Source organism: Candidatus Paceibacterota bacterium (assembly GCA_041666915.1).
Classification (GTDB): Bacteria; Patescibacteriota; Minisyncoccia; order Phycocordibacterales; family PALSA-1337; genus C7867-002.
In genome coordinates this window covers 17,181-43,672 of the sequence record JBAYFZ010000005.1, presented here as the reverse complement: position 1 = coordinate 43,672, position 26,492 = coordinate 17,181, and the positions used below count along the sequence as shown (strand labels likewise).

Annotated in this window: 29 protein-coding genes and 6 tRNA genes; 30 read left to right on the top strand and 5 right to left on the bottom strand. The window is 38.8% G+C overall.

What is annotated here, in order from left to right; all coding sequences use genetic code 11:
• Nucleotides 1-125: 125 nt before the first annotated feature.
• Nucleotides 126-212, bottom strand: a tRNA-Ser gene (locus WCS89_04045).
• 148 nt (nucleotides 213-360) lie between these two features.
• Here WCS89_04045 and WCS89_04040 point away from each other — a divergent pair.
• Genes WCS89_04040 through tyrS form a run of 3 tightly spaced genes read left to right on the top strand, consistent with a single transcriptional unit; the run spans nucleotide 361 to nucleotide 2,942 of the window.
• On the top strand, nucleotides 361-1,389 hold the full coding sequence (locus tag WCS89_04040) for an RDD family protein (protein MFA6554645.1): 1,029 nt from the start codon (nucleotides 361-363) through the stop codon (nucleotides 1,387-1,389).
• A 60-nt stretch (nucleotides 1,390-1,449) separates the two neighbouring features.
• Complete coding sequence (locus WCS89_04035) at nucleotides 1,450-1,728, top strand: DUF5652 family protein (GenBank protein ID MFA6554644.1); 279 nt, start codon at nucleotides 1,450-1,452, stop codon at nucleotides 1,726-1,728.
• A gap of 17 nt (nucleotides 1,729-1,745) precedes the next feature.
• Nucleotides 1,746-2,942 (top strand): tyrosine--tRNA ligase, encoded by a 1,197-nt coding sequence (gene tyrS, locus WCS89_04030; GenBank protein MFA6554643.1) that lies wholly within the window; start codon nucleotides 1,746-1,748, stop codon nucleotides 2,940-2,942.
• Nucleotides 2,943-3,079: 137 nt separating this feature from the next.
• Here the strand turns inward: tyrS and WCS89_04025 are convergent, their stop codons facing one another.
• Nucleotides 3,080-3,805 carry a phosphoribosyltransferase family protein gene (locus tag WCS89_04025; protein MFA6554642.1) on the bottom strand — a complete coding sequence of 242 codons (726 nt, stop codon included), beginning with the start codon at nucleotides 3,803-3,805 and terminating at the stop codon, nucleotides 3,080-3,082.
• Nucleotides 3,806-3,870: 65 nt separating this feature from the next.
• Between WCS89_04025 and pilM the strand changes: the two genes are divergently transcribed.
• The 9 genes from pilM to WCS89_03980 all read left to right on the top strand — a co-directional run bounded on the left by pilM (nucleotide 3,871) and on the right by WCS89_03980 (nucleotide 11,877).
• Entirely contained in the window at nucleotides 3,871-4,968 is a 1,098-nt protein-coding gene (pilM, locus tag WCS89_04020; GenBank protein MFA6554641.1) for a type IV pilus assembly protein PilM, read from the top strand.
• A gap of 56 nt (nucleotides 4,969-5,024) precedes the next feature.
• Complete coding sequence (locus WCS89_04015) at nucleotides 5,025-5,708, top strand: hypothetical protein (protein MFA6554640.1); 684 nt, start codon at nucleotides 5,025-5,027, stop codon at nucleotides 5,706-5,708.
• Nucleotides 5,709-5,712: 4 nt separating this feature from the next.
• On the top strand, nucleotides 5,713-6,318 hold the full coding sequence (locus WCS89_04010; protein ID MFA6554639.1) for a hypothetical protein: 606 nt from the start codon (nucleotides 5,713-5,715) through the stop codon (nucleotides 6,316-6,318).
• Between the two features lie 5 nt (nucleotides 6,319-6,323).
• Complete coding sequence (locus WCS89_04005; protein ID MFA6554638.1) at nucleotides 6,324-6,656, top strand: hypothetical protein; 333 nt, start codon at nucleotides 6,324-6,326, stop codon at nucleotides 6,654-6,656.
• 13 nt (nucleotides 6,657-6,669) lie between these two features.
• Nucleotides 6,670-8,403 (top strand): GspE/PulE family protein, encoded by a 1,734-nt coding sequence (locus WCS89_04000; protein ID MFA6554637.1) that lies wholly within the window; start codon nucleotides 6,670-6,672, stop codon nucleotides 8,401-8,403.
• A gap of 43 nt (nucleotides 8,404-8,446) precedes the next feature.
• Nucleotides 8,447-8,848: a response regulator gene (locus WCS89_03995; GenBank protein MFA6554636.1), complete on the top strand. Its 402-nt coding sequence runs from the start codon at nucleotides 8,447-8,449 to the stop codon at nucleotides 8,846-8,848.
• Nucleotides 8,849-8,883: 35 nt separating this feature from the next.
• Nucleotides 8,884-9,942 carry a PilT/PilU family type 4a pilus ATPase gene (locus WCS89_03990; protein MFA6554635.1) on the top strand — a complete coding sequence of 353 codons (1,059 nt, stop codon included), beginning with the start codon at nucleotides 8,884-8,886 and terminating at the stop codon, nucleotides 9,940-9,942.
• A 54-nt stretch (nucleotides 9,943-9,996) separates the two neighbouring features.
• The gene (locus tag WCS89_03985; GenBank protein MFA6554634.1) at nucleotides 9,997-11,208 is read left to right on the top strand and encodes a type II secretion system F family protein; all 1,212 of its coding nucleotides are present in this window, start codon (nucleotides 9,997-9,999) and stop codon (nucleotides 11,206-11,208) included.
• 144 nt (nucleotides 11,209-11,352) lie between these two features.
• Nucleotides 11,353-11,877: a type II secretion system protein gene (locus WCS89_03980; protein ID MFA6554633.1), complete on the top strand. Its 525-nt coding sequence runs from the start codon at nucleotides 11,353-11,355 to the stop codon at nucleotides 11,875-11,877.
• A gap of 193 nt (nucleotides 11,878-12,070) precedes the next feature.
• Here the strand turns inward: WCS89_03980 and WCS89_03975 are convergent, their stop codons facing one another.
• Nucleotides 12,071-12,604: an NYN domain-containing protein gene (locus tag WCS89_03975; GenBank protein MFA6554632.1), complete on the bottom strand. Its 534-nt coding sequence runs from the start codon at nucleotides 12,602-12,604 to the stop codon at nucleotides 12,071-12,073.
• 139 nt (nucleotides 12,605-12,743) lie between these two features.
• Here WCS89_03975 and WCS89_03970 point away from each other — a divergent pair, with 139 nt between their 5' ends.
• The 10 genes from WCS89_03970 to WCS89_03925 all read left to right on the top strand — a co-directional run bounded on the left by WCS89_03970 (nucleotide 12,744) and on the right by WCS89_03925 (nucleotide 21,439).
• Complete coding sequence (locus WCS89_03970; GenBank protein ID MFA6554631.1) at nucleotides 12,744-13,211, top strand: type II secretion system protein; 468 nt, start codon at nucleotides 12,744-12,746, stop codon at nucleotides 13,209-13,211.
• Between the two features lie 3 nt (nucleotides 13,212-13,214).
• Entirely contained in the window at nucleotides 13,215-14,018 is an 804-nt protein-coding gene (locus tag WCS89_03965) for a prepilin peptidase (GenBank protein MFA6554630.1), read from the top strand.
• A 48-nt stretch (nucleotides 14,019-14,066) separates the two neighbouring features.
• A complete protein-coding gene (locus tag WCS89_03960) occupies nucleotides 14,067-14,663 on the top strand; it encodes a prepilin-type N-terminal cleavage/methylation domain-containing protein (GenBank protein ID MFA6554629.1) in 597 nt (198 codons plus the stop codon).
• A gap of 14 nt (nucleotides 14,664-14,677) precedes the next feature.
• Nucleotides 14,678-15,367, top strand: a complete 690-nt coding sequence (locus WCS89_03955; protein MFA6554628.1) for a type II secretion system protein — start codon at nucleotides 14,678-14,680, stop codon at nucleotides 15,365-15,367.
• A gap of 6 nt (nucleotides 15,368-15,373) precedes the next feature.
• Nucleotides 15,374-15,838: a prepilin-type N-terminal cleavage/methylation domain-containing protein gene (locus WCS89_03950; protein ID MFA6554627.1), complete on the top strand. Its 465-nt coding sequence runs from the start codon at nucleotides 15,374-15,376 to the stop codon at nucleotides 15,836-15,838.
• A gap of 1 nt (nucleotide 15,839) precedes the next feature.
• Complete coding sequence (locus WCS89_03945; GenBank protein ID MFA6554626.1) at nucleotides 15,840-16,403, top strand: hypothetical protein; 564 nt, start codon at nucleotides 15,840-15,842, stop codon at nucleotides 16,401-16,403.
• Nucleotides 16,404-16,441: 38 nt separating this feature from the next.
• Nucleotides 16,442-18,583 (top strand): NAD-dependent DNA ligase LigA, encoded by a 2,142-nt coding sequence (ligA, locus tag WCS89_03940; GenBank protein MFA6554625.1) that lies wholly within the window; start codon nucleotides 16,442-16,444, stop codon nucleotides 18,581-18,583.
• Nucleotides 18,584-18,790: 207 nt separating this feature from the next.
• A complete protein-coding gene (gene gatC, locus WCS89_03935; protein ID MFA6554624.1) occupies nucleotides 18,791-19,078 on the top strand; it encodes an Asp-tRNA(Asn)/Glu-tRNA(Gln) amidotransferase subunit GatC in 288 nt (95 codons plus the stop codon).
• Between the two features lie 42 nt (nucleotides 19,079-19,120).
• Entirely contained in the window at nucleotides 19,121-20,575 is a 1,455-nt protein-coding gene (gatA, locus tag WCS89_03930) for an Asp-tRNA(Asn)/Glu-tRNA(Gln) amidotransferase subunit GatA (protein ID MFA6554623.1), read from the top strand.
• 267 nt (nucleotides 20,576-20,842) lie between these two features.
• On the top strand, nucleotides 20,843-21,439 hold the full coding sequence (locus tag WCS89_03925; protein ID MFA6554622.1) for a hypothetical protein: 597 nt from the start codon (nucleotides 20,843-20,845) through the stop codon (nucleotides 21,437-21,439).
• A gap of 93 nt (nucleotides 21,440-21,532) precedes the next feature.
• On the opposite strand, the gene WCS89_03920 is transcribed toward WCS89_03925, so the two are convergent.
• Entirely contained in the window at nucleotides 21,533-21,922 is a 390-nt protein-coding gene (locus WCS89_03920) for a hypothetical protein (protein MFA6554621.1), read from the bottom strand.
• A gap of 196 nt (nucleotides 21,923-22,118) precedes the next feature.
• Nucleotides 22,119-22,190: transfer RNA gene (locus WCS89_03915), tRNA-Met, on the bottom strand.
• Between the two features lie 149 nt (nucleotides 22,191-22,339).
• Here WCS89_03915 and WCS89_03910 point away from each other — a divergent pair.
• The 8 genes from WCS89_03910 to WCS89_03875 all read left to right on the top strand — a co-directional run bounded on the left by WCS89_03910 (nucleotide 22,340) and on the right by WCS89_03875 (nucleotide 26,345).
• Nucleotides 22,340-22,413: transfer RNA gene (locus tag WCS89_03910), tRNA-Met, on the top strand.
• A 43-nt stretch (nucleotides 22,414-22,456) separates the two neighbouring features.
• Complete coding sequence (locus WCS89_03905; GenBank protein ID MFA6554620.1) at nucleotides 22,457-23,119, top strand: LAGLIDADG family homing endonuclease; 663 nt, start codon at nucleotides 22,457-22,459, stop codon at nucleotides 23,117-23,119.
• Nucleotides 23,110-23,183 (top strand) — tRNA-Asp (locus WCS89_03900). Before WCS89_03905 ends, WCS89_03900 begins: the two co-directional genes overlap by 10 nt.
• Before the next feature lie 65 nt (nucleotides 23,184-23,248).
• Nucleotides 23,249-23,321, top strand: a tRNA-Thr gene (locus WCS89_03895).
• 111 nt (nucleotides 23,322-23,432) lie between these two features.
• Nucleotides 23,433-23,508 (top strand) — tRNA-Thr (locus WCS89_03890).
• Nucleotides 23,509-23,513: 5 nt separating this feature from the next.
• Nucleotides 23,514-24,437, top strand: a complete 924-nt coding sequence (locus WCS89_03885) for a PCRF domain-containing protein (GenBank protein MFA6554619.1) — start codon at nucleotides 23,514-23,516, stop codon at nucleotides 24,435-24,437.
• A gap of 122 nt (nucleotides 24,438-24,559) precedes the next feature.
• Nucleotides 24,560-25,231: an ATP-binding cassette domain-containing protein gene (locus WCS89_03880; protein ID MFA6554618.1), complete on the top strand. Its 672-nt coding sequence runs from the start codon at nucleotides 24,560-24,562 to the stop codon at nucleotides 25,229-25,231.
• A gap of 157 nt (nucleotides 25,232-25,388) precedes the next feature.
• Nucleotides 25,389-26,345, top strand: coding sequence for a permease-like cell division protein FtsX (locus WCS89_03875; GenBank protein MFA6554617.1), 957 nt, complete (start codon nucleotides 25,389-25,391; stop codon nucleotides 26,343-26,345).
• Nucleotides 26,346-26,492 lie beyond the last annotated feature (147 nt).

Here is a 26,492-nt window from a genome sequence, read left to right as displayed (position 1 = left end):
CTTTAATTCTGCAATTTGTTCGCTTGTAAATATTGTTCTCATGTTCTTTTGTTAATGATTAATTCTAACAAAAGAAAGCAGTAAACACTTAAGTTAGTGTCTACTAAATGGGGTACGTATCATTGCGGAGACGGAGGGATTCGAACCCTCGAGGGCTTTAAGGCCCTGCCTCTTTAGCAAAGAGGTATGTTAAACCACTCCACCACGTCTCCAATTAATATGCCGAAGCTCGTTAGAATTCAGTTGTCGAGCAAAGGTTTTAGTTTGACCATTCTGGCATAGAATGGGCGAATTATCAAAAAGAAAATCTGTGCTATCATACTTAAAGTTAATAACTTTTATTACAATAAGTAAATCAACATGGCTAATACGCAACTGCTTGATTATATCAAGCAACAGATGGCTCTAGGTTTGAGTAGGGAGACAATACAAAGTAATCTAGCTACTTCTGGTGGGGGATGGTCTTTGGCAGATATTAACGAGGCTTTCTCTTCTTTGGGGATTGGTCAAAATATACCAACAGCTCCAGCTAAATATGCAGGTTTTTGGATTAGGTTTGTTGCTTTTATGGTAGATCAGGTCATTCTTATTATTCCAGTTATTATTATACAGATAGTTGTTGCAGTGGTTATTACCTCAATAGGAATTAAAATTTCTAATGGTGCGGATGAGTTCATAGGTTACACGGTACCTTTGCTGGTGTTATGGATATATTTTTCTTTGATGACATATTACAAGGGTGCAACTCTTGGAAAAATGTTGGTTGGAATAACTGTAAAATCAGATGATCTTAAAAAACTTTCTTTAAAGAAAGTTGTTTTACGTGAGACAGTTGGAAAGTTTGCATCAGGTATTATTTTGGGTATTGGTTATATTGTTGCAGGTTTCACCGAGAGGAAACGAGCGGTCCATGACATGTTTGCTCATAGTGTTGTAGTTTATAAAGATCCATCACAATCACATAAGGCAGGTTTAATCGTCGGTATTATCATAGCTACTATCCTTCCAATTATTATGATAGTAGGAATTCTGTCTTCTGTTGTATTAGTTTCACTCAATACTGCTCGTGAGAAAGGACGAGATGCTAGAACGAGGGCAAATATAATGAGTATTAGAGCAAATGCTGAAATCTATTATTCTATCAATAATAATTCTTATTCTACAGCAAATAATTGTTCATCAGGTATGTTTGCAGATAAAAATATTCAAGCAATTATTTCAAACATGACGGATACAAAGGTAACTTGTTATGCAGAAGATAAAAGTTATGCTGTATCAGCAAAATTAAGCACTCCAGGTTCTAGTTATTGTATAGACAATGAAGGTTATTCGGGTGAAGGTATGGCAGTTGATATGGGATCAAAAGCTTCGTGCGGTGGTCTTATATAACTAAAACCCGTAGCATAATCCATGCTACAATACACTCATTATCAGCCTATATTTATCATTATGATGCAATCATGGTACGGTCAGTCTTTTAGTGTCAGTCCAGTAACAGTTATAGGCCTAGGTGCAGTAGCTGTTATCATAGGAATTATCGTTATTGTCCTCAAAGGTTATGCTTTGTGGCATGCAGCTCGTAGAGATGAGAAGTGGTGGTTTATCGCTCTTCTAGTCATCAACACTATCGGTATTCTTGAGCTCGTATACCTATTCTTCGTAGTAGGAAAGTGGCACAAGTTTGCTGAACCAAAGAGTACGGAGAGTAATACAACGCCTCAGGTTTAGTAAGTAAAGGGATTTTTATGAAAACTATAACTGACAAGTCCAGAATAGAAGAAATATTTACACGAGGTGCGGTCGTTGATATTTTACCTACAAAAAAAGAGTTTATAGAAAGATTGCTCTCTGGGGAGAGGTTGAAAATGTACATCGGTTTTGATCCAACTTTCACAGCACTTCACCTTGGTCACGCAAAGAACATTATGTTCATGGAAGAATTGCGCCAGCTTGGTCATGAGATCATCATTCTTTTTGGAGATTTCACCGCTCAGATCGGAGATCCTAGTGATAAGAGTGCTACTCGCAAGCAGTTGACTCATGAAGAAGTCAAACACAATGTTGCTGGTTGGATGGATCAGGTCAAGCCACTCATAAGTTTTGATGACCCAACCAATCCTGCTAAGATCGCTTACAATTCAGAATGGTTGTCTAAACTTTCTTTTGGTGATGTCGTCAATCTAGCTTCCAATTTTACAGTTCAACAAATGTTGGAGCGTGATATGTTCGCGAAGCGTCTCAAAGAAAATACGCCGATTCATTTACATGAATTTATGTATCCACTCATGCAAGGTTATGACAGTGTCGCTATGAATGTTGATGCTGAGATTTGCGGGACAGATCAGACATTCAACGCTTTGGCTGGACGTACTTTGCTCAAGCGATTGAAAAATAAAGATAAGTTTGTCATCGCTCTAAATTTGATTGCCAATCCAAAAACAGGGGAGCTCATGTCTAAATCCAACGGCACGGGTGTTTTCATCAATCTTCCTCCAAATGAACTTTTCGGAGCAGTTATGGCTTTGCCAGACCCGATGATTGATCCACTATTTTTGCATTGCACACGTATTCCTTTGACCGAAAAGGATGCTTTGATGGCAAAAGGCCCAAGAGATGCAAAAGCCATCATTGCCTCTGATATCGTAAAAAGATTTTATGGAGAAGCCAGTGCAAAATCTGCCGAGGAATCATTTATCGCTACTTTTTCCAAAGGTGGCGTGCCAGAAGATGTTCAAGAGATAAAGATTACAAAAGGTGAATCTTTACCAGAAATTCTGATCAAAGCAGGTATTGTTCCATCCAAAGCCGAGTGGCGTAGGCTTATAGAAGGTGGCGCTATCAGGTTAGAAGACGATACAAAAATTACCGATCCAAACTTTGCTCCAATTGCTACGACTATTCTCAAAATAGGAAAAAGGAGGTTTGTGAAGGTGTTGGTCTAATTTTGTTGTCATTTACCGTCCTCTCCGAGGATAGACTTCGGCGGGAATCCATGGTTACCACAGAATATAGATTATTGATTCGTAATAATCCTGGATTCCCGCCTTCGCGGGAATGACACAAAAGCGGGGACGACACATCAATGTGCCAAAGAAATTCCTTTTACGTTCTTAAATCCGAATTCTCGTAGAGTTTTCATTGCTTCTTTCATAGTACTTCCAGTTGTTATTACATCGTCTATTACAATTAAAGGAATATTTCTAAGGGAGATTTGATTTTCTTTATGGACCAAATCGTCCATAACGCTGATCTGCGAGTCTCTAATCATCTGTACCGTCTTTTCATTTACTGCGAATATGTTTTTGGCGCTTTCCAGTCGCTCCTCGCGATTTTTCAATGTCTGTCTGGATAAATGTTGAATACGTTCCAATAAATCCTTGCGAATAATTAACTTATTTTCTATGTCCAATAATTTCACTTCATCTAAAAGTAATTCACATTGATTGTAACCACGTTCTTTTCTGCGTTTTGATGTTATAGGAATCGGTATCAGGGTGATTTTCCTGATGTCTACTTCGTTCCGCTGTAGCTCGTCAGAGCGAAAGTGATACCTCGCGATATTTTGATACAAAGCATAACCGCCAATTTTTACAGCTTTTTCAGATTTCTTGTACTTTATATTCCAAACCAATCTTGTTACCAATTCATCTTTATATGCAAAGATTGAATGAGTATAAGAAATAGGAGATAGTGGTGCCGGTGGTAGCTTTTTGAAGGCTTGCTCTGGTGTATACGAAAAAAGCTCCTTATCAGCACTGGAGATAGGGAATAAGGCGTCAATGATTATTCGGTAAAGATTGAGCATATTGTTCAAAGAATATCACAATATCAATCTTTCCATATTTAATCTTTTCAAGATATAATGAGAACATGTCTTTTTTCTCCTCATTTTTCCAAAAAGAAACAAGTGTTCTGGGCGTAGATATAGGTTCTTCATCTATTAAGATTGTTCAAATAAAGAAGAAACACGGTAGGGCGGTTTTGCAAACATATGGTGAATTGGCTCTCGGACCTTATGCTGGGGTAGAAGTAGGGAGATCGGTCGCGCTTCCATCTGAAAAAATGGCTGAAGCAGTCAGAGATATCCTCAAAGAATCAAAGACTACAACAGTTCTTTGTGGCACGTCATTGCCTTTGTCGGCAAGTCTGACAGCTTTTATCAGTCTTCCACCAATATCAGATAAACAAATCAAAGATGTTGTTACTATAGAAGCTCGAAAATATATTCCAGTACCTTTGAATGAGGTCCTTCTTGATTATTCAATAATTCCGCGTGAAGAGTCTTATGTAGCCGAAAATGAGACTGCAAAGCCTGAAAAACAGGGACGAGATGTATTGGTCATCGCTATTCATAACGATTTTATAAATGAATATCAATCAATAATGAGAGGAAGTGGTTTGCAACCAAGTTTTTATGAAGTGGAGATTTTTAGTTCAATCAGGTCTGCACTTGATAGGGGAGTAGCTACTTCAATGATAGTTGATATGGGTGCTCGTTCAACCAAACTTTATATTGTAGAACGTGGAGTACTCCGATCTTCTCATATTATCAATAAAGGCAGTCAGGATATCACGCTCGCTCTTTCTAAGGCTTTGTCTATTTCCATAGCTGAAGCAGAGAGCTTGAAGCGTACTCATGGCTTAAAAGGAGGTCCAGAATTCAAAGAATTGACTGAGATTATCACAGTAAACTTAGACTACATGTTATACGAAGCCAATAGCGCTCTTTTGGCCTATCAGAAAAAATATAGCAAGAATGTAAGCAAAATAGTTTTGACTGGTGGAGGTGTACTCCTAAAAGGCTTTACTGATTTGGCTAAGATAAGTTTTCAAACTGAGGTGGTATATGCTGATCCGTTTGGTAAACTGGAAACACCGGCTATTTTGGCAGAAGAATTCTCTCGTGCAGGTCCAGAATTTACCGTTGCTATCGGTACAGCCTTGCGTAGACTGTCAGAATTGGAATAATTATACTTATACACATCTCTATTTAGGTTATTACTGGTATAATGAGAGGGAACATTATGGAAACAAAATTCCAAACCTCATTTATACCCAAACAACAGTCAGCACCAGTCGTTGGTGGGTTTGGTGGCGGATTCTCACAAAGACCAAAAGCCCACGGAGCTAGTATATTCATGGCTATTGCAGTAATAACTTTCTTGGCTTCTGCTGGAGGTGTTGCTGGTGCTTATTTTTGGAAGTTATATCTCAAGTCAGCGAACCTATCATACAAAACAGAATTAGCAGTAAAGGAAAAACAATTTGATCTCAATTTGATTGAAAATTTGAAGCAGGTAAATATTCAGATTGATTCAGCTAGAAATCTCTTGAGCAATCACGTTGCGATGTCAAACATCTTTGATATTATCGGTCAATTTACAATAGAGAAAGTCCGTTTCCTTAGCATGGATTTCAAAGCACCAGCAAATAGTGGAGGCAATTTTAGTGTCAGTATGAAAGGTTATGGTACAAGCTTGGAGTCAGTGGCTTTCCAATCGGATATTTTGGGTCAACTTTCAGAATACAATCTATCCAAAATAGTAAAAAATCCTATCCTATTTGATCCTACTCTTGATTCCAATGGAACGGTATCTTTCGGTTTTTCTGCAGAGATAGACCCAGGTAGTTTGTCATACAAGAGGACGATTGAAAGTGGTTTGAACAATGTCTCTGGTACCTCTACGGATCCTCTAACAACACCATAAATATATGAATCGTAACGTTTATGCAACAATTTTGATAATACTCGCAATTGGCCTTTATTTCACAATAACAAGGAGTATTCTTGGTGAAGCTGGTGTAGTCAAAGCTTCCAATTCGCAGTATATTTCTGCTATAGAAAGTGCCAATCATCTTATCAGTGTTCGTGATAAGGTTTTGTTGGATTACAAAAAGATTTCTGGTGATGATCGTGCAAAATTGGATAAAGTTATACCAAAGAGTATTGATAATATCCGTTTGATCATTGATCTAAATAACGTCGGCTTGAGTCACAGTCTTTTGTTGAAGGGTATAAAGGCTTCAACTTTGGGAGCGGAGAAAAAAGTTAGTCAAAATTCTACCGGTAAGACAACTGGTTCCATAAACCTCAACAATCAAAATGCGATTGATGGAAATATTCCAAACTTGATCTTGGATAAGGTTACAGTTTCTTTTGGAGTGAGCGCTTCGTATCAACAATTCATCAGTTTCTTGCAATCTCTTGAATCTAGTCTGCGTATATTGGATATCACTCATATATCTCTGACGGCCAAGGATGATGGGATTTATGATTGGAATGTAGAGCTTCAGACATATTGGTTGCGTAGTCAATAAAACACATGAATAACAATCAGAAACCATCAAAAATGCCCTACATCATAATAGCGATTATAGTCATAATTTCTGTTATTGGTTATTTCTATTGGAGTGGTACCCAAACTCCTGTTGGTACAACTTTGGAACAGACTGATGATGCTAGTCAAGCTGTCGGTAGTCGCGTTTTCAAATTACTTGGTGAAATAAATTCATTGAAAGTTGACAGTACTTTTTTCAATGAACCCGCTTACAGAACCTTGATAGATTATTCTATAGAGATTCCAGTCCTTCAAGTTGGTAGAACAAATCCTTTTGCACCATTATCTAGAGTCGCCACGTCTTCACTGAGCCGTTAACACAAAAAATGATATGTCAGTCCTAGATATTCTCTTACAGAAAAAACTGATTAGTAAGACAGACCTTGGCGAGGTGCGCAAGCAAACGTCTAGTGGCGTTTCTATTGATGAAGCTTTGGCTTCACACGGTGTCAAACCAGAGGATATTTTGGTTGCTCGTGGTGAATTTTTGAATATCCCGATACGTTCTCTCGTTGGGGTAAATATTCCTTTTGAAATTTTGGAATATATACCAGAAGAATCAGCTGTTCATTATCATTTTGCACCTATCGGTCTTGTAGACGGTACTCTTGAGGTCGGTATAGTTGACCCAGACAATATGGAGGCTCGCGATGCTTTGAATTTTTTGGCAACTAAAAAAAATATACCCTATACAGTATTTTTGATTACTCCGGATGATTTCAATAAGGTTGTAGAGATGTACAAAGGTTTGACTGGAGAAGTTACAAGAGCACTTTCAGAATTGGAGACAGAGCTTTCTGTTGAGACTGGTAAAGTAGAAAAGAAAAGTGGAGGAGTGAAACCTCAGACTGGTAAAAAAGAAGACGAAGAAGAAAAGATGATCACCGAGGACGCTCCGGTGGTCAAGATTGTAGCTACTATTGTCAGATATGCTGTGGAAGGGGAAGCTTCTGACGTGCACATAGAACATATGCGTGAATCTGTCAGAGTGCGTTTTCGTGTGGATGGTATTTTGAATACAAGTTTGGTCTTACCTGCACAAGTCCATTCAGCAGTAGTCTCTCGTATCAAGGTGCTTTCAAATATGAAACTTGATGAGAAGCGTAAGCCACAAGACGGACGTTTTTCTGCTCGCATAGATGGTAGACGTATTGATTTTCGTGTCTCTACATTTCCAGCTTATTATGGGGAAAAGGTTGTAATGCGTATTCTTGACCAAGCCAAAGGTATAAGAACTATAGATGATTTGGGTATGTCATCAAGAAATCTAGATATGGTTCGTAAAGCTATAGGTTCTCCTTATGGAATGATCCTCATCACAGGTCCTACTGGTTCAGGAAAATCTACAACCTTGTATTCTATTTTGAGTGAAGTAGATCGTGAGAGTTATAACGTGCTTTCTCTAGAAGACCCAGTTGAATATCAGATTGAAGGAGTGAGTCAATCACAAGTCCGTCCAGAGATTGGTTATGACTTCAGTTCTGGTTTGCGTACAACACTTCGTCAAGACCCAGACATAATCATGGTTGGAGAGATCCGCGACAAAGAGACTGCACAGTTGGCTGTTCAGGCCGCTTTGACAGGTCACTTGGTATTTTCAACTTTGCACACCAACAATGCTGCAGGTGTTATTCCTCGTCTTATTGATATGGGTGTAGATCCATACCTTATTGCACCTACTCTCATTCTCGCTATTGCTCAACGTCTAGCTGGTACTCTCTGTCCGAACGGCGGAGAAGTTGTACCTGTGGAGGGTAGTATCAAAGCTCTCATTGACCGTAACTTTACAGATTTGCCGGCTGAATTTAAAAAAGAAATACCTTTTTCTGATACGGTTTGCAAAATCAAAGCGACACCAGATTGTCCAAAGGGAACAAGAGGACGTATGGCTGTCTTTGAAATGTTCGCTATGGATAAAGAAATAGAAAATGCAATTTTGACCAATCCAGTTGAGAGTGAAATATTGGCTATTGCTCGTAAGAGAGGAATGCTTTCTATGCGTGAGAGTGCCATAGTCAAGGCTTTTGAGAAGAAGATACCGTTTGAGGAGGTAAATAAGCTTTAGCAAGCTTTCGTAGTAATGATACAGGGTGTATAATAAAGCTATTATGACAAACCAACCTTCACAAAAGAAAATCCTACTTGTTGATGATGATACCTTTTTGTTGGATATGTATTCTATGAAATTCACCAAATCTGGCTACGATGTCAAAGTCGCCAATTCTACAGATGTTGGATTGAAAATGCTTCATGAAGGTTACATTCCAGATATTATGCTTGTAGATATTGTTATGCCAGGTATGGATGGACTTGAAATGGTAATGAATATTAGAAAAGACAAATTGGTTCCGCTGTCAACGGTAGTTATAATGCTTACCAATCAGGGTTCTTCGGACGACGTTGCTCGTGCTCAGAAGATGACTGTTGATGGATATATAGTAAAGGCCACCACGATCCCATCAGAAGTTTTGAAAGAAGTTGAAAAGATTTGCGCTAGTAAAAAGAGTTAGAAATAGTTGATTATTGGTGTTTGGTTATTATAATTATGGATTACAAAAAAGAAATTGAAAAACTAGTAGGTCTTTGTTTGAAAGGGGGAGCCTCTGACTTGCATTTGTCGGTTGGACGAACGCCTTTCATAAGAGTCTCAAACAACCTGATACCTTTTTTGAAAGAGGCGGTCATTACTGATAGCGATATGAAAGGTTTTTTGAATATATTTATTTCTCCTGCCAATAAAGAGATTTTGGAAAGAGAAAAGACGGTTGATTTTTCATACAATCTTTCAGATGCTCGTTTTAGAGGCAATGTTTATTTCCACCAAGGTAATGTTTCTATTGCTCTTAGATTGATTCCAAAGGTCATCAGGACATTGTCAGAGCTCAATCTCCCACCTATTTTGGAAATGTTTACTAGGAAATCCCAAGGATTTTTCTTGGTTGTAGGTCCTATCGGTCAAGGAAAGACCACTACTTTGGCAACGATGATAGAGATGATCAATCAAACAAGATCTGAACACATTTTGACTATTGAAGATCCGATAGAATATCAATTTGAATCAAAGAAATCCATCATAGATCAGAGGGAGATAAGGATAGACGCACCGGATTTTTCAAATGCTCTGACGGCAATGTTTCGTCAGGATATAGATGTTTGTATGGTTGGTGAAATGCGAGATATCAATACTATCGCAACTGCGGTCACTGCTTCGGAAACTGGTCACCTCATCTTCTCAACTTTACATACTAACAATGCCGCACAGACTATAGATCGTATCATTGACTCGTTCCCACCAAATCAGCAGGATCAGATACGTGTCCAGTTGGCAGGTTCATTGTCTGGAGTATTTTCTCAACGTCTTATCCCTAGGATTTCTGGTGGTCTAGTGCCAGCTTGTGAATTGCTTATCAACAATACCGCTATTTCAAACCTGATTCGTGAGCGTCGTACCCATGAATTGAATACGGTCATTGAGACAAGTTCCCAAGAAGGTATGATAGATATGAATCGTTCCTTGGCAGAATTGGTCAGGATGGGAGAGATAACTGTAGAAAATGCTTATCAAAATTCCTTAAATCAGAAGAATCTGGAGAGAATGATATAAAGAAAGAGGTAAGAGGTAGGAGTTAAGAGTTAAGATTAATCGCAAATAAAGATTATGCTTTTCAATTACGAAGCTTTAGATAATGTAGGTGCAAGAAAAGTTGGCTCTATTGATGCCATCAACGTTGATGTTGCCATTTCATCTCTGCAAAGAAGGGGATTGGTCTTGGCTTCTATAAGAGAGGCTACTTCCAATGGTTCTTTTTTTTCAAAGAAGATCTCTATCTTTGATCGCGTATCAAGTAAAGATGTTGTCATCTTGTCCCGTCAGTTATCTACTTTGTTTGAAGCGCAGGTTTCGGCTTTGAGAGTCTTTAGACTTCTTTCTGGAGAAACAGAAAACAGTCTGCTTCGTTCTAAACTCATGGTTATAGCAGACGATCTTCAAGGTGGAAGTTCTATATCAGCTGCTTTGGAAAAACACCCAAAAGTTTTTAGTGAATTTTATGTGAGTATGGTAAGGGCTGGTGAAGAGTCTGGTAAACTAGATGAGATTTTTGAATATTTGGCTGCTTATTTGGACAGAACATACGCTCTGACTTCCAAGGTTCGTGGAGCTTTGATATATCCAGCTTTCGTTTTTGTAACGTTTCTTACGGTTATGATACTCATGTTTACGATGGTTATTCCTAAGATCAGTGGTATTTTGACCGAAGGTGGTACAGCTTTACCTATTTACACTACTATAATTCTCGGTATCAGTAATTTCCTTGTGTCGTATGGTTTCGTCATTTTGGCAGTAGCAGTTGTAGCAGGATTTTTCCTTATCAAATTCATACGCACACCGACTGGTCGTATGGCCTTTGATCATTTCAAATTGCAAATTCCTTATGTTAGTACTTTGTTCCGTAAACTCTATCTCTCTCGTTTTGCCGATAATATGAATACAATGCTTTCATCTGGTATTCCTATTGTCAGAGCTTTGGAATTGACGGGAAATATTATTGATAACAAAGTCTATCAGGGTATCATGCAAAACGCTGTCAACGACGTCAAAGGTGGTAAAAATCTTTCTGAAGCACTCTCAGGTCACCCTCATGAAGTCCCAGGAATAATGGTTCAAATGACTAGGGTTGGTGAAGAGACAGGGGAGGTTGGTACTATTTTGAAAACATTGGCCGCTTTTTATGCTCGTGAAGTTACGACTGCTGTGGATGCTCTGGTTTCACTCATTGAACCACTCATGATTGTGCTTCTTGGTGGAGGTGTTGCGGTCTTGTTGGCTGCTGTCCTAGTGCCTATTTACAATATTGCTGGGGCACAATAAGGCTTTTGTGAGGGAAGTGTTTTTCACCCGTTATCCACATGTTGTTATTGCATAGCTTTTCTCTGGAGGTGCTATAATTACCCCAACAACCTTATAACAGGTTAGTTTATTAACAAGTTAGTAATTATTAATTTATCTTATAATATGAAAAGGTACATAAAAGGTTTCACCCTTATTGAATTGCTTGTCGTTATCGCTATTATTGGTATCTTGGCGTCTGTAGTTTTGGTTAGTTTGGGAAGTGCAAGAAGTAAAGGAGCAAATGCTGCAGCACAAGCAGATTTATCAAGTATAAGATCTCAGGCAGAAATTGTATATAGTGATATGGGTTGTTATTCTAATACAGGTACAACGTGTTCAGCTAGTGCACCAGCAGCGGTGGCAGCGGCTGCATGTCCTGTTTCTGGAGCGGCTAACATATTTGGTCAGACAACGGTAGCAGCGCAGATTAAAGGGGCAACAGATGCTACAGGAAGTTTTGGTGCATGTTCAGCTACTGTTGGAGGTACAGCTTGGGCGGTTGCTGTAATTATGAAGGGTGCTACCGCTGCCACTGCTAACTCTGGTTGGTGTGTTGATAGTACAGGTAAATCAAAATCAATTACCGTTGCAACAATTGATCAGGCTGGTATTATACTAGAAGTTTCTGGTGGTGCTTGTGTAGAATAGTCTAGTCTTTATAGTTTTCTCACCACCCCGCAATATGCGGGGTGGTTTGCGTATAAAGGGTAGGTTTTATATTATGTGTAACCCTCACCTTGATAGGTTAGGGTGAATTAAAGTGAGGTGGGATATAGTTAAAAAGTGGTTGACAGAGGTGTTATTTTTGGTAAACTATATTTGTTTACTATGAAGAAGACCTTTATGGGGTTTCGTCCCCATCGAGGGCTTTTTCTTTTATGGGTTGCTGTTGAGTGGATAATTTTAGGAATATTTTTTGTGTATTTAAATAAAGTATTGAGACGTTCAGTTTTCTTAAGAGGAATGAACATCTATTGTTAGGGGATATGATTGTTATTTCAATACTTTTTTCTTTTAGAAAAGATATAAGACTTGAGAAATCACCATCACTAGATATTAAAATGACTTTGTTTGGGTAATATTCGAATACGTGCCTGACTGAGTATAGAACTAAATCTGCATCGCAGTTTCCTTTTATTTGCCCGTATTCATCATTTATCGTTTCTTTGAAAATAAGAGTAAAACCAGCATTTTCCATCTTTGAGTAAAGTTTCTGATATTTATCAACTCGTCCTATAAAAATGTAAGCTTCTGAGGTGTGATATTTTTCATAAAGCCATGTGTATAGTTTTTTATAATCAACCATCCAACCAAGTCTCGTTGTAGCTTTATGGAGATTGGCTCCATCTATGTAAGCAATAATCTTGTTATTCATGTTTCGTATTTTATCAAACCGAGTTAAAATCCTGATAAAAAAGTTATGAAGAAACAATGAAGATTTTTAGCTATCTATCATCTGGCGGTTCAATCTAGTAAAGGGTAGACCTTGAAAGTAAGAGTGCTATAATTACTGCATGAAAAAATACTTCTCAAATAATAAGGGTTTTACGCTCGTTGAACTTATGGTGGTGATAGCTATTATTGCCATTCTTACTGGTGTTATTATCGTAAGTGTTTCTGGAGCTCGTGGTAAGGCTCGTGACGGTAAGAGAGTTTCGGATATTTCTCAGATTCAGTTGGCTTTGGAACAGTATTTTGATAGGTGTAGAGTTTATCCGGCTACTCTTGCTTTGACTGCTACTCATACTAACTGTCCAGTTGGAGTTACATTGGCTACTTTTATAGCAGTGATCCCAAAAGACCCAGTTTCTGCTAGTAATTATGATTATGCAGTTGATAATGCTACTACACCTTTAGATTACGTCTTACACACCACATTAGAATCTCCTAATGGCGCTATTGTTGACGGCTTATCGGTAGATCTTTATGGTAGTAAAACTTGTAATCCTACAGATAAGGATTACTGCGTAGGACCAAAGTAATACATGGACAATCTTTCTCTCATCCTTACATTCGTCTTTGGTACCATCGTCGGTAGTTTCTTGAACGTTGTTTCTTTGAGGTTCAATACTGGCACCACGGTTGGTGGTCGTTCAAAGTGTATGACTTGCGGTAACCAGTTGACATGGAAAGAGCTCATACCCCTATTTAGTTTCATTTTCCAAAGAGGTGCCTGCAAGAAATGTAAAAGCAAGATTTCTTGGCAATATCCACTAGTAGAATTTTGTGCTGGGGTTATTTTTGTCTTGATTTTTTTCACATTCCCACCAACAACACCACTTGCGATGTTTTCTACGGCTCTGTACGTGTTCATTACGTGTTTACTCTTAGTTATCTCTGTTTATGATATAAAACACAAGATTATTCCAGATGAATTTGTCTATGCCTTCGTCCTTGTTTCATTGATAGGGCTTTGTGTAGGGGGTAGTTCTTGGTTACATGTTCCAACTGTAAGTGCTTTGTTGGCTGGACCAGTACTTGCTTTACCGTTTGCTCTGACTTGGCTTATCTCCAAGGGTACATGGATGGGTCTCGGTGATGCAAAATTAGTTCTTGGTATAGGTTGGCTTCTCGGTCTGAATGGGGGAGCGAATTCTATTATTTTAGCTTTTTGGATAGCGGCTGTTATTTCGGTCACATGGTTACTTGTAACTTATAAATCCTTCAAACCTAGAACCGAAGTTCCTTTTGGTCCGTATTTGATCCTTGGTATGTATTTGGTTTTGTTGTTTCAGATTCAAGTCATGGATTTTGCTTTACTCAAAGAGATTGTCTGGTCTTATCTATAGCCCTTGTATTCCTTCGCGGGAATGGTGCACAGTGCTATAATATACTCAATGAGTTCTCTATTTTCAAACAAAAGGTTCTTTCATTCCAGAGGCTTCACTCTTGTTGAGCTTATGGTCACTATAGGTATTTTCGTTTTTATGACCGTGCTTACCTTGGCAAAATATAACAATTTTTATTCTGGAACTATATTCACAAATCTTGCTTATGATATCGCTTTGACCATAAGACAGGCGCAGACTTACGGTCTTAGTGTGAAGGTTGTAGATACTGGTACGCCGACTTTTGGTTCGGCATACGGGGTGAGGTTTAAAAATATAGATACAACGGAAGCAAAGAAATTTGGTTTGTATTCATATACACGCGTTTCTGGGACTTATGTGCCAGCATTAGAAAAAAATTACAATATTAAAAGAGGGGCTTATGTTAGTAAACTATGTACTGATATTGCTTGTACGTTTCCAATAACAGGTACGGTAGACGTTATCTTTCAGCGTCCAAATCCAGAAGCTATCATTTGTGTTACGCCGTCTATCGGTAGTTATACTTGCACGGATAGATATATAAAGATTGAAATAACATCTAGTGATGGTAGTGCAACTCATACGATTGAAGTGAATAGTGTAGGACAAATCTTGGTTAATTAAAGTACAATATCATTATGTTTTACCAAATTGCAGATATAAAAAATAAGAAAAATCGTTCATATTCAAACCTGACAAAGAGGGGTTTTACACTTCTAGAAATGGTTGTCTCTCTCGGACTGTTTTCTTTTGTCGCTGTCATCGCAGTTGGATCTTTGGTACGTATTACAGGCCTAAATCGCCAGGCTCAAGCTATGCAATCAGTTATGAACAATGTTAATTACACACTAGAATCTATTTCCCGAGAAATGCGTTATGGAACAAATTATCATTGTAGTACAGAAACTTCTTTTAGTGGTAGCACGCTGACCTATTCGGCTTGTGATATAGATACAGCATCTCCACCTGCACCAGATATACAGAGTATTATATTCAAATCATCAAAAGTTGATTCAACTAATCCACTCTGTCAACTTTTCTTCGGTTACTGGTTTGTTAAGGACAATGCTTTCTCACTGCCTAGGTTTAAAATAAAAAAAGAACAACAAGAAAGTTGCGGTGATACAATTTCAGAGAGCACTGCTTTTGAAATATTTGATTCTTCCAGCATAACCCTTACAGGGTATAAACTTTCAATATCACAGCCGTTAACAGGGTTTAAATATCCATGGGCGATGGTAGGATTTACTGGATATTCTGGAGATAAAGAAAAAGAAAGGAATTATTTTGATGTTCGCACAGGAGTATCACAAAGAATGATTGATTGATGATATATGATAAATAAACACTACAAAAATGGTTTTACGTTGATAGAAACACTGGTTGCTATCAGTGTGCTTATGATCGCCATTGCTGGACCACTAACTGTAGCCAATAAAGCTTATACTTCTGCTATAAGTGCACGTGATCAATCTATGGCTGTTAACTTTGCTCAAGAAGGTTTGGAATATTTGAATAATATGAAAGATAACCTTTTGTTTAAGAATTCTTCAAATGTTGCTTGGACACGAGATTCAAACGTAACCCCGTCGCAGTTTACCACGTGTGTTGATTTGAGTAGTGCTTGTGCTATACCAATAATAACTGATGTTCCAAGTCCATTTACTAGGCATTATTATATGACTTACGATTCTTCTTACAAAAATGAAGTTTTAGCCACGGTTGTCGTTTCTTGGAAGACTGGATTGATTGAAAATCAGGTTAAGTTACAAGAATTATTGACCAATTATCCTAGATAGTATGAATTATTCAAAATATAAAAAAGGATATACGCTCTTGTTTTCAATTATCGTTTCTTCGGTAGTCCTTTCTATCGCAGCTTTCATCCTTTCTATAAGCCGTAAGCAGTTCATACTCTCTTCTTCGGCAAGGGATTCTACTGTCGCTGTATATGCAGCTGATGGTGGTATTCAATGTGCAGTTGGGGCAAAAATGGAGAAAAATCTTGAAGTCGACCCCGTGTTAGGGGGAAATGCGATTATTACATGTAATCTGGAAACAAAATCAGGGGCCTATAGTGAAGTTAATCCTGATGATCTAGACGCTGATACGGGTTTAAACGATAGTCCTATAGGTAAAGTGTATCGATCAGCCCCAATCTTTTTTTATTTTCCAAATAATACCGATCCAGATAGGACATGTGTAAAAATTGTTGTTACTTCTGGTTACAACTCTTCTAATGGAAAAAGGGTAATAATTGATTCAAGTGGTTATAGTGCCGGAGATAGTAAACCTTGTAACTCAGGTGGACCGATCAATCCGAGAGCCTTGGAAAGAACGATACGGTTGAAGTATTTTGATTAGACCTCCCGATATGGCCATTTTTCTGGTATCCTTAGTTTATGGTCAAAATAGCGAAAGATATAATAAAGCGCGCGGATACTCTACGTAAGACAGTAGAGCGTCATCGTCGTTTGTATCATACTCTAGATAAGCCAGAGATAACGGATGAAGCTTATGATTCTTTGGTTAGAGAATTGGAATCTTTGGAAAGAGAGTATCCGGAAGCGAGGCTTCAGGGTTACGGAGGTTTCACCTCCGGAAGTGTGCTAGACCGTGTAGGTGGTGAGCCACTCAAAGAGTTTACCAAGGTCAAACACAAGGTCAGGCAGTGGTCATTTGATGATATCTTTGATTTTGATGAACTCGTAAAATGGGATGAGAAAGTTAAGAATTTTATGGACAAGGCTGGTTTGTCCGGAGAAAAATTGGAATATTGTTGTGAGCTCAAAATAGATGGACTCAAAGTGGTGCTCACTTATGAAGATGGAAAATTGATTCAATCAGCCACACGCGGTGATGGTACGGTCGGTGAAGATGTTACTTTGAATGCGAAGACAATCAGAAGTATTCCTTTGAACTTAAATAATTCTGAGAAGATAAAATCCTTGATAACGGTTGGAGAAGTTTGGATCGGTAAAAAAGAATTGGAAAAAATAAATGAACAGCGCAAGAAAGATGGGGAAGCACTCTTTGCTAACTCTAGAAATTTGGCAGCGGGGTCTTTGCGTCAGTTGGATCCGAAAGTTACAGCTAGCAGAAAGTTGGATGCTTTTATGTATGATATAGACGGAATGACGATGAGTCGTCTCCACTCTGCTGAGTTGGGGCGAAACGGAGCGGACATCATAATCACTCAGGATCAGGAGCTCAAGCTTCTTTCTAAGCTTGGTTTCAAAACCAACGAGCATTTCAAAGTTTTTGATAGCTTGAAAGGAATACAAGAATTTTATGAGAATTGGACCAAGAAAAGACATGAGTTGGATTATGGATTGGACGGCATTGTGATCAAGATCAATTCTAGAAAAATCCAAGAAGCTCTCGGTTATACAGGTAAATCTCCACGTTGGGGTGTGGCTTACAAGTTTCCAGCAGAACAGGTCACCACTATTTTGGAAGATATCGTTTTTCAAGTTGGAAGAACTGGAGTCATCACTCCTGTAGCGGTTTTGTCACCAGTGCGCGTGGCTGGTTCAACAGTTTCTAGAGCTACTTTACATAATGAGGATGAGATCAAGAGGTTGGACGTACGAATAGGTGATACCGTCATTATCCAAAAAGCTGGTGATGTCATCCCAGATATTGTCCAAGTCGTAACCGAGATGCGTACTGGCAAAGAAAAGCCTTTCAAATGGCCAACACATGTTCCTGCTTGTGGTGGTGACGGTAAAATTGAAAGAGTTCTCGGTGAATCTGCTTGGCGTTGTGTTTCAAAGGATTCTTTTGAACAACAAAAGCGCAGGTTCCATTATTTCACTTCTAGAAAATGTTTTGATATAGATGGATTGGGTCCACAGATTTTGAATCAACTTATTGAAGAAGGACTCATTTCTACTTTTGATGATATTTTCACTTTGAAAAAAGGCGACCTCTTGAATGTACCTCGTTTTGCCGAAAAGTCCGCTGATAACTTGATAGTAGCGATTGAAAAATCAAAAAATATTACTTTGGCAAGATTTTTGTCATCTTTGTCTATTCCGCAAGTTGGCGAAGAGACCGCTTACGATGTGGCAAAACATTTCCAAAATAATTTGAAAAATGGTACTGGAATTAAATCTAAAAATTTTGACGGAACTGCCGTGATAGAAAAGATCATTTCTGCCAAAAAAGAGGAATTCCAATCTATCTATGGTGTAGGAGAAGTTGTGGCGCAATCTATCTATGAATGGTTCAAGAATTCTGATAATAGGAAATTGGTTTCAAACTTACTCAAATATGTAGTTATTCAAGAAGAGGATTCGGCTGGTGGGATTTTGGAAGGCAAATCTTTTGTCTTTACAGGTTCATTGCCGACTTTGGAGCGCGAAACGGCTCAAGCGATGGTTCGTAAGAACGGCGGAGATGTTTCCAGTTCAGTCTCCAAAAAGACTTCTTATGTTGTAGCCGGCGAAGAAGCTGGCTCCAAATTGGACACCGCTAGGGAATTGGGAGTCAAAATCATTAGTGAGGAGGAGTTTTTGAAGATGATAGGGAAAAAGAATTGATTATTATCTTGTTGTCATTCCAGTGAAAGTGTTTTTTGTGTCATTCCCGCGAAGGCGGGAATCCAGGATGTTACCACAAAATCTGTTTTCAAATAAATTATAGCAAACTATTATCTCGTAATAATCCTGGATTCCCGCCTTCGCGGGAATGACACGGGCGATGCACTGTTTCGCTGAAAAGCCACAATATGTTAGAATCCAAACATCATGAAACAAGAAGAACTTGAACATTTGGCAGTATTGGCACGTATCAAACTTACTGAAGAAGATAAGAAATCTTTGGTGAAAGAGTTTGATTCCATTCTTTCATATATTGATCAACTCAAAAAAGTTAAGGTTTCTATGGACGCTGAAGGTCGCGTTGGTGCGGTGAAAAACGTAGCAAGACCTGACATTGCAGAGCCTATCTCCATGGAAGACAGGGAAGGAATATTGAATGAAGCTCCACAAAGAGTGGGGGATTTTGTAGCGGTTAAAAAGATAATTGAACAATAATCTATAATCTATTTGATTGTATAACTTTTGGAAAAGAAAATTATGAAAATTGATATAAAAAACCTGATAATAAAAAAAGCACATGAAGCTCTCAAAAAGGGAGATTTTACGTCAGTTGAATTGACTCAGGCTTATATAAATGAAATTGCTAGCAAGAACAAAGATGTCAATGCGTATCTAGAAGTTTTTGCTGATGCTCTAGAATCTGCGAAGAAAGCAGATGTCTTGATAAAAGCTGGTAAAGGCGGACTTCTCACAGGTATACCTTGTGCAATCAAGGATAACATTTTGATACAAGGAAAGATCGCTAGTGCTAGTTCTAAAATTTTAGAAAAATATCATGCCGTTTACGATGCAACTGTTATTACCAAACTCAAAGCTGAAGGTGTAGTTTTCCTCGGCAGGACCAATATGGACGAATTTGCTATGGGTGGTTCCACAGAAAATTCTGCTTATGGTGTGACAAAAAATCCTCGTGACCTGACTAGGGTGGCAGGTGGTTCTTCTGGGGGTTCGGCTGCATCTGTAGCGATGGATGGTGCATTATTCTCACTTGGAACCGATACAGGAGGTTCTATTCGTCAGCCAGCTAGTTTCTGTGGAGTAGTAGGTCTGAAGCCTACTTACGGGGCAGTTTCTCGCTACGGAGCTATCGCTATGGGTTCTTCTTTGGATCAGATCGGACCTATAGGGAAGACCGTGGAAGATGTGGAGGCAGTATTTAATGTTATTCGTGGTAAGGATATAAAAGATAGTACGACTATTGATGAAAAGACATATCAAGTGCAAAGTGCATCCTCCTTCGCTAAAGCTTCGGAGGACAGGAAACTCGTCATCGGAGTTCCTAGACATTTCCTAGGTGGTGATGGTATCAACAAAGATGTTCTGAGTGCTTTTGAAAAATCTTTGGAATTATTCAAACAAAAAGGATATGAGATAAAAGAAATAAAATTACCAAATATTTCCTATGCTTTGATGGTCTATTACATCGTCATGCCAGCCGAAGTCTCTGCCAATATGGCTCGTTATGATGGGGTGAAATACGGTATGCATGTAAGTGGTAAAAATGGAGTTGATGATTATTTTGAAACACGTCGTGCTGGATTTGGTCGTGAAGTTATACGTCGTATTTTACTCGGTACTTATGTTCTATCTTCAGGATATTATGATGCATATTACAACCGAGCAAATGCTGTACGCAATATGATCACAGAAGATTTCTTGGAAGCCTTCAAATCGGTTGACCTCATCGCTACTCCTACGGCTCCTTCGCCAGCTTTCAAGATAGGAGAGAAGACCAACGATCCTGTAGCTATGTATTTGGAAGATATCTTTACAGTAACCGCAAATATCACTGGTATGCCAGCTATTTCTGTACCGTGCCCAGACTCATTTTTGGGTAAATCCGGTTTACCAATAGGTTTACAGCTTACGGCACGTCATGGAGGAGAAGAAACTCTATTTAGGGCGGGGAAAGAGTTTTTGGGAGAGGATTAAGAGAGAATTTCTAATTTTTAATTACTAATTTCTAAGAAATGATCAAATTCCAATGTCTAATTAGAGCTTGGTTATTGGAATTTTCTTAGAAATTAAAAATTAGTAATTAGGAATTGCGGAAGCCTGCTTTTTGTTGTCATTCCCGCGAAGGCGGGAATCCAGGATTATTACGAGATAATAACCCGTTTTAATTATTTGAAAGATTTTTTTGGTTACATCCTGGATTCCCGCCTTCGCGGGAATGACACGCAATGCTATAATACACCCATGTCCCCAGAGGTTATTGCAAACAATCCTCCTCTTTTACCAGATTTCTCAAACTGGTTTGTTGCTGTCGGTCATTGGCTGGTAAGTATTTTTCCGTGGATTGATAATTTTTTGAAATCTTCTTTTGGAAGTATTGTTGGAGTGTCTTTGGCACTGTCGGTATTCTTTATTATTGGTATTGTTTATTGTGTTGAAGGTTTGAAAGCTATTCGTAACAAAGAAGATGAGATATTCGATAAAAAGATTGAACCAGCTTTTGAGACCGTTGATAACGGTGACACTCTCATGGCACATCGTTGGACAAATGCTTTGGGATATATAGCATCTAATAATCCAAATGATTGGAAACAGGCTATTATGGAAGCAGATATTATCCTTGATGATCTTTTGACCAAGCTTGGGTATCGTGGAGAAAGTATTGGTGAAAAGTTAAAGAGGGTAGCGACGGGTGATATGAAGTCTTTGAATGAGGCTTGGGAAGCTCATAAGATTAGAAACCAGATTGCTCACGAACCGGGTTTTGCTCTGAATCATCATGAAGCTAAAAATATTATTGGAATGTATAGGAAGGTTTTTGAGGAGTTCTACTATATTTAGGGATTAGTCGTTAGGGGTTAGGGAATAGTGACGACAATTTTTGCAAAGAAAAAGCGCCATGCAGATGACGCTTTTTTGTTACTTGTTGCTGGATTAACTTAAAAAGAAAAGAAGAGCTGTAAAGATAACCACTAGGATGCTTATGAGAATAATGGTTACATCTTTTGTTTTTGCATAGATATCAAGTTCTATGTTTCTACCAGGGGATGGCATTTTGAGCATAGGTATGATCTCATCTAGCATCAGACCCCAACCCAATCCGGCCAGACCGATTGATACAACGTTATGAAATCCGAAGACTAACATACCCATTGATGCAAGAGCGATCAGGAAACCCCAGTGACCATGGTGTATATTGAGTCCACTTTTATTACGGAATGGAGTGCTGTAGAAACCGAGTCGGTTGAGCGCAAATTTACTCCTCTGATATATCATCGGCAATACTAGACCGCAAATGAATAATGAGAACTGTTTGATTGTCATAAACACCTTTCTGTTATTGGTTGTTTGATCCGCCTACGTGTTTGATAGAAGGATGTAGATTATCTAAAACGCATAGTAGCACATGGGAAGGTGGGAGGGTAGGATGTTATTATCAAATCATAATTCTGATACCCCGGGGTATCAGTTACAAAAACAGTCTCCCATAAGGAAGACTATTTTTGAGGCGAAATTTTTGTTGCGGGGGTCGGAATCGAACCGACAATCTTCAGGTTATGAGCCTGACGAGCTACCGTTACTCTACCCCGCGATGATTGGTCAATTTTGCCATGAATAGGGTAATAATGCAATAGGTACTTATCTACAGCCTAGTCAATCATTGCATACAATGAGTTTTTCGTTTATTGTAAAGGGGTAGGGGTTAAAGGGGTCTGTTTTGGCTAGAAAGAATAAGTAAATGCCGACGTAGCTCAGGTGGCTAGAGCATCGCACTCATAAAGCGAAGGTCCCTGGTTCGAGTCCAGGCGTCGGCACATTATAAATAATTAATCGTAACCAACATGGTTTCTTTTTGATATGCCAATTTTAAAGAAGATTAATAAAGATTTTTTTAAAGAATGGACTTCAGATATGGCATATATCTTAGGGTTTCTTTTTGCTGATGGTAATATTGTGAAGACGAAGAGGGGTACATATTTTGTGGCAATATATACAGCAGATTATCAATTATTAGTGTCTATTGTTCAATCAATTGGTTCAGATCATAAAATTTCAGAGAGGAAATCAGAGACAGGCGTTGTTTATAGGATTCAGATAGGTAGTAAAGATTTGTTCAATGACTTAGTAGAAAAAGGTTTAACTCCCAATAAATCAAGACGTATGAAATTACCAAATGTACCTGCAAAATATTTCAATGATTTTGTAAGAGGTTATTTTGATGGTGACGGAAATGTCTGGGTTGGTCTTCATAATAAAAATAGAAAAAAGCCCACAAATGTTATTACAGCTTCTTTTACTTCTGCAAGCAATTGTTTCCTAGGTGACTTACATAGACAATTAATAAACAGGGGAATTAAGGGCGGGTCTTTAAATGTTATAAAATCTAAAAAATGTAGCAGATTATCTTTGAGTACTCTTGATGCTTTAAAATTATTCACAATCATGTATACTATACCGCATAGCCTTTTTCTTAATAGAAAAAAGCTTGTTTTTGAGAAATTTATCAATATGCGCCCGTAGTTTAGCTGGCTAAAACAATCCCCTGTCACGGGATAGACCGTGGGTTCGAACCCCATCGGGCGCGCACTCCTTTCGCTCCGGTTTTTCCGGAGCGAAGTAGTATTGAATAGGTTTTTGTCAATTCAATAAGCCGATGTAGCTCAGTTGGTAGAGCACGCCATTGGTAATGGCGAGGTCTCCGGTTCAATCCCGGACGTCGGCTCCCTTCTTCGCCCCAGGGAGTCATGAGTGTGATAGGAAATAGTGTGGGCTTCGAGGGGCAGGCCAGTTAGTTGTGCCTGCACTTCGAAGCTCCGATCAGGAGCGGAGTAGTGCCGAAGTAGCTCAGTTGGCAGAGCGCCACTTTCGTAAAGTGGATGTCGCCAGTTCGATTCTGGCCTTCGGCTCCATTTATATGAAAGAAAATTCAACAAAAGAAAATATAGAAAAGAAAATTGCGGAATTGGAAACGGCTATAAGTTCGCCGGATTTTTGGTCCAATAAAGATAGGGCACAAGCGACGATTAAAGAATTACAGGGGCTCAAGGACAGTTTGGAAGGTATCGGTAAATACGATAAGGGTGACGCTATCATGACCGTGCTTTCTGGTGCGGGTGGTGACGATGCAGAAGATTTTTCTTCAATGCTTGTCAGAATGTACAGGAAATATTGTGAGACAAAAGGTTGGGGTTGGAGTGTTATTCATAGTAATGAAAATGATCATGGAGGGTACCGCAATATAACTATTGAAATTACAGGCCCTGCTTCGCATAAAGCTACGCAGGGTGCGGGTAAAGTCTTTGGTTCTCTCAAGAATGAATCCGGAGTCCATCGTCTGGTTCGTATCTCACCATTCAATGCAAATGACAAACGTCATACATCTTTTTCTTTGGTTGAAGTCATTCCAAAATTAGAGAAGGCTAGCGCTAATGATATTGTCATTTCTGATAATGATCTTGAAGTCAGTATTGCCAAGTCAGGCGGTCCTGGTGGTCAAAATGTAAATAAGAGGGAAACGGCTGTTCGTCTTTTGCATAAACCTACTGGTATTTCTATTCACGTCACTTCAGAACGCTCCCAAGCTCAAAATCGCGAGAAGGCCATGGATATTTTGCGTGGCAAATTGTGGAAACATGCTGAGGAGGTTAGGGTCGCAAAAGAACGTGGTATGCAGATATCTTCTACGACTTCTATAGAATGGGGCAATCAGATTCGTTCTTATGTCTTACATCCATACAAGATGGTCAAGGATCATCGTACAGATTATGAGACAAATCAAGTTGAGAAGGTGTTGGAAGGAGAGATTGAGGAGTTCATTATGGCGGAGAAGGAAAACTAGTGAATAATCAATAATCAAACACCAATAACCAAAATGCCACGATGGGCGGTTGGTTATTGATTATTGGTGTTTGGTTATTTATCATCTAGTTTATAGACCCTAATTTCTGTTATACTAACCGTATGATCTACTACGACAAAGTTTCCAAAGTTTACCCAGACAAAACTGTTGCTTTGCATGAGGTTAGTTTTGCTGTAGAACCAAAGGAATTCGTTACTTTGATCGGTCCTTCTGGAGCGGGCAAGACTACGCTCATGAGATTGCTCATTGGTGAGGAATGGCCTAGTGGTGGCTCGGTATTTTTTGAATCCACCAACGTTCATAAGTTGGGTAAAAAAGATATGACCAAACTACGCCGTCGCATAGGCACAGTTTTCCAAGATTATCGTCTTATTCCAACCAAGACTATTTATGAAAATATCGCTTTCGCTATGGAAGCGGCTGGAAGAACCGATAGTGAGGTAGCTTCTGATGTTCCTCATGTTTTGGAATTGGTAAACCTCGGTCACAAGATTTGGAATTTCCCTAGAGAATTATCAGGAGGAGAAAGACAGCGTGCTGCTATAGCCAGAGCCATCGTTACTCAGCCAGACATCATCATTGCTGATGAACCAACTGGTAACCTTGACCCAGCCAATACTTATGAAATTATAAATATTCTCCAAAAGATCAATGAACTTGGTACAACTATTCTTTTGACTACTCACAATAAGGGGGTTATGGATACGGTGAAGGGAAGGATTATTACTATGGAAAATGGAAGGATTGTGAGAGATGAGAAAGCGGGAAAATAGCTATTGTCGTCATCCCCGCGAAGGCGGGGATCCAGGATATTACCACAAAATCCGTTTTCAAATAAATTATAATAAACTATTATCTCGTAATAATCCTGGATTCCCGCCTTCGCGGGAATGACACACTGGATGACACAGGGCATGATATAATCATCTTATGATCTTCACTACCTTCAAACGCATAACTCGTACCGGTTTTGTTAATTTCTGGAGAAATGGTTTTCTTTCTTTTGCTGCTATTGTAGTGGTGACACTTTCTCTTTGTGCCTTCGGAGCTATCATATTCACAGGAGCATTCGGTAGAGCACTCATCGCTGATGTGAAGGAAAAAGTTGATATCAACGTTTATTTCTCTTTATCAGCACCAGAAGCGGATATTTTGGCTTTACAAAAAGATATAAGAGCTTTGCCAGAAGTTGCTTCAACTACTTATGTTTCTCGTGACCAATCTTTGAATGCTTTCAAGAAAAAGTGGCAAGACAATACTCTCATTATGCAAGGGTTGGAGGAAATAGGTGACAATCCATTTCCAGCTGTTTTGAATATTCGTGCCAAGAACCCTGGGCAATATGGCAGTATTACAACTTTCTTGCAGAATAAAAATCCGATAGATAGTTCGGGAGTTCCTATTATAGGTAAGATCAATTATCAGGAAAATAAACTTATCATTGATAGGTTGAGTAGGATTATTCCGGCTGTAGAAAAATCTGGTTCTATTATTGCTTTGATTTTGGTCATCGTTGCTATCATTGTAGTCTTCAATACGATTCGTCTCATTGTCTTTACCGCCAAGGATGAAATTTCAGTTATGAAATTGGTCGGAGCAAGTAATATTTATGTCCGTGGTCCGCTAGTTGTTTCTGGAATAATGTATGGAGTCATCGGCGCAGTTATCACTTTGGCTTTGATGGCAGGCTTTGCTTATTGGAGCGACATGGTTATATTGCGCTTTGCTGGAGTGCAGATAGCTTCTGATTTTTCTCTAGTCGTAAATGTCCTCTCAACTTATTTCACTCAAAACTTCTCTCAAATTTTCCTTATTATAGTAGGTGCAGGTATTATTCTAGGTGGTGTTTCTAGTTATATAGCAGCTAGGAGGTATTTGAAGGTCTAAAAAATAACCAATAACCAAACACCAATAACCAAAATGCCACGATGGTCGGTTGGTTATTGATGTTTGGTTATTGTGTATAACAACCTGTTGACTTTATTTTCAGATGGTAATAACATTAATACCGGTCCAGTTCTTTTGATGTTTTAA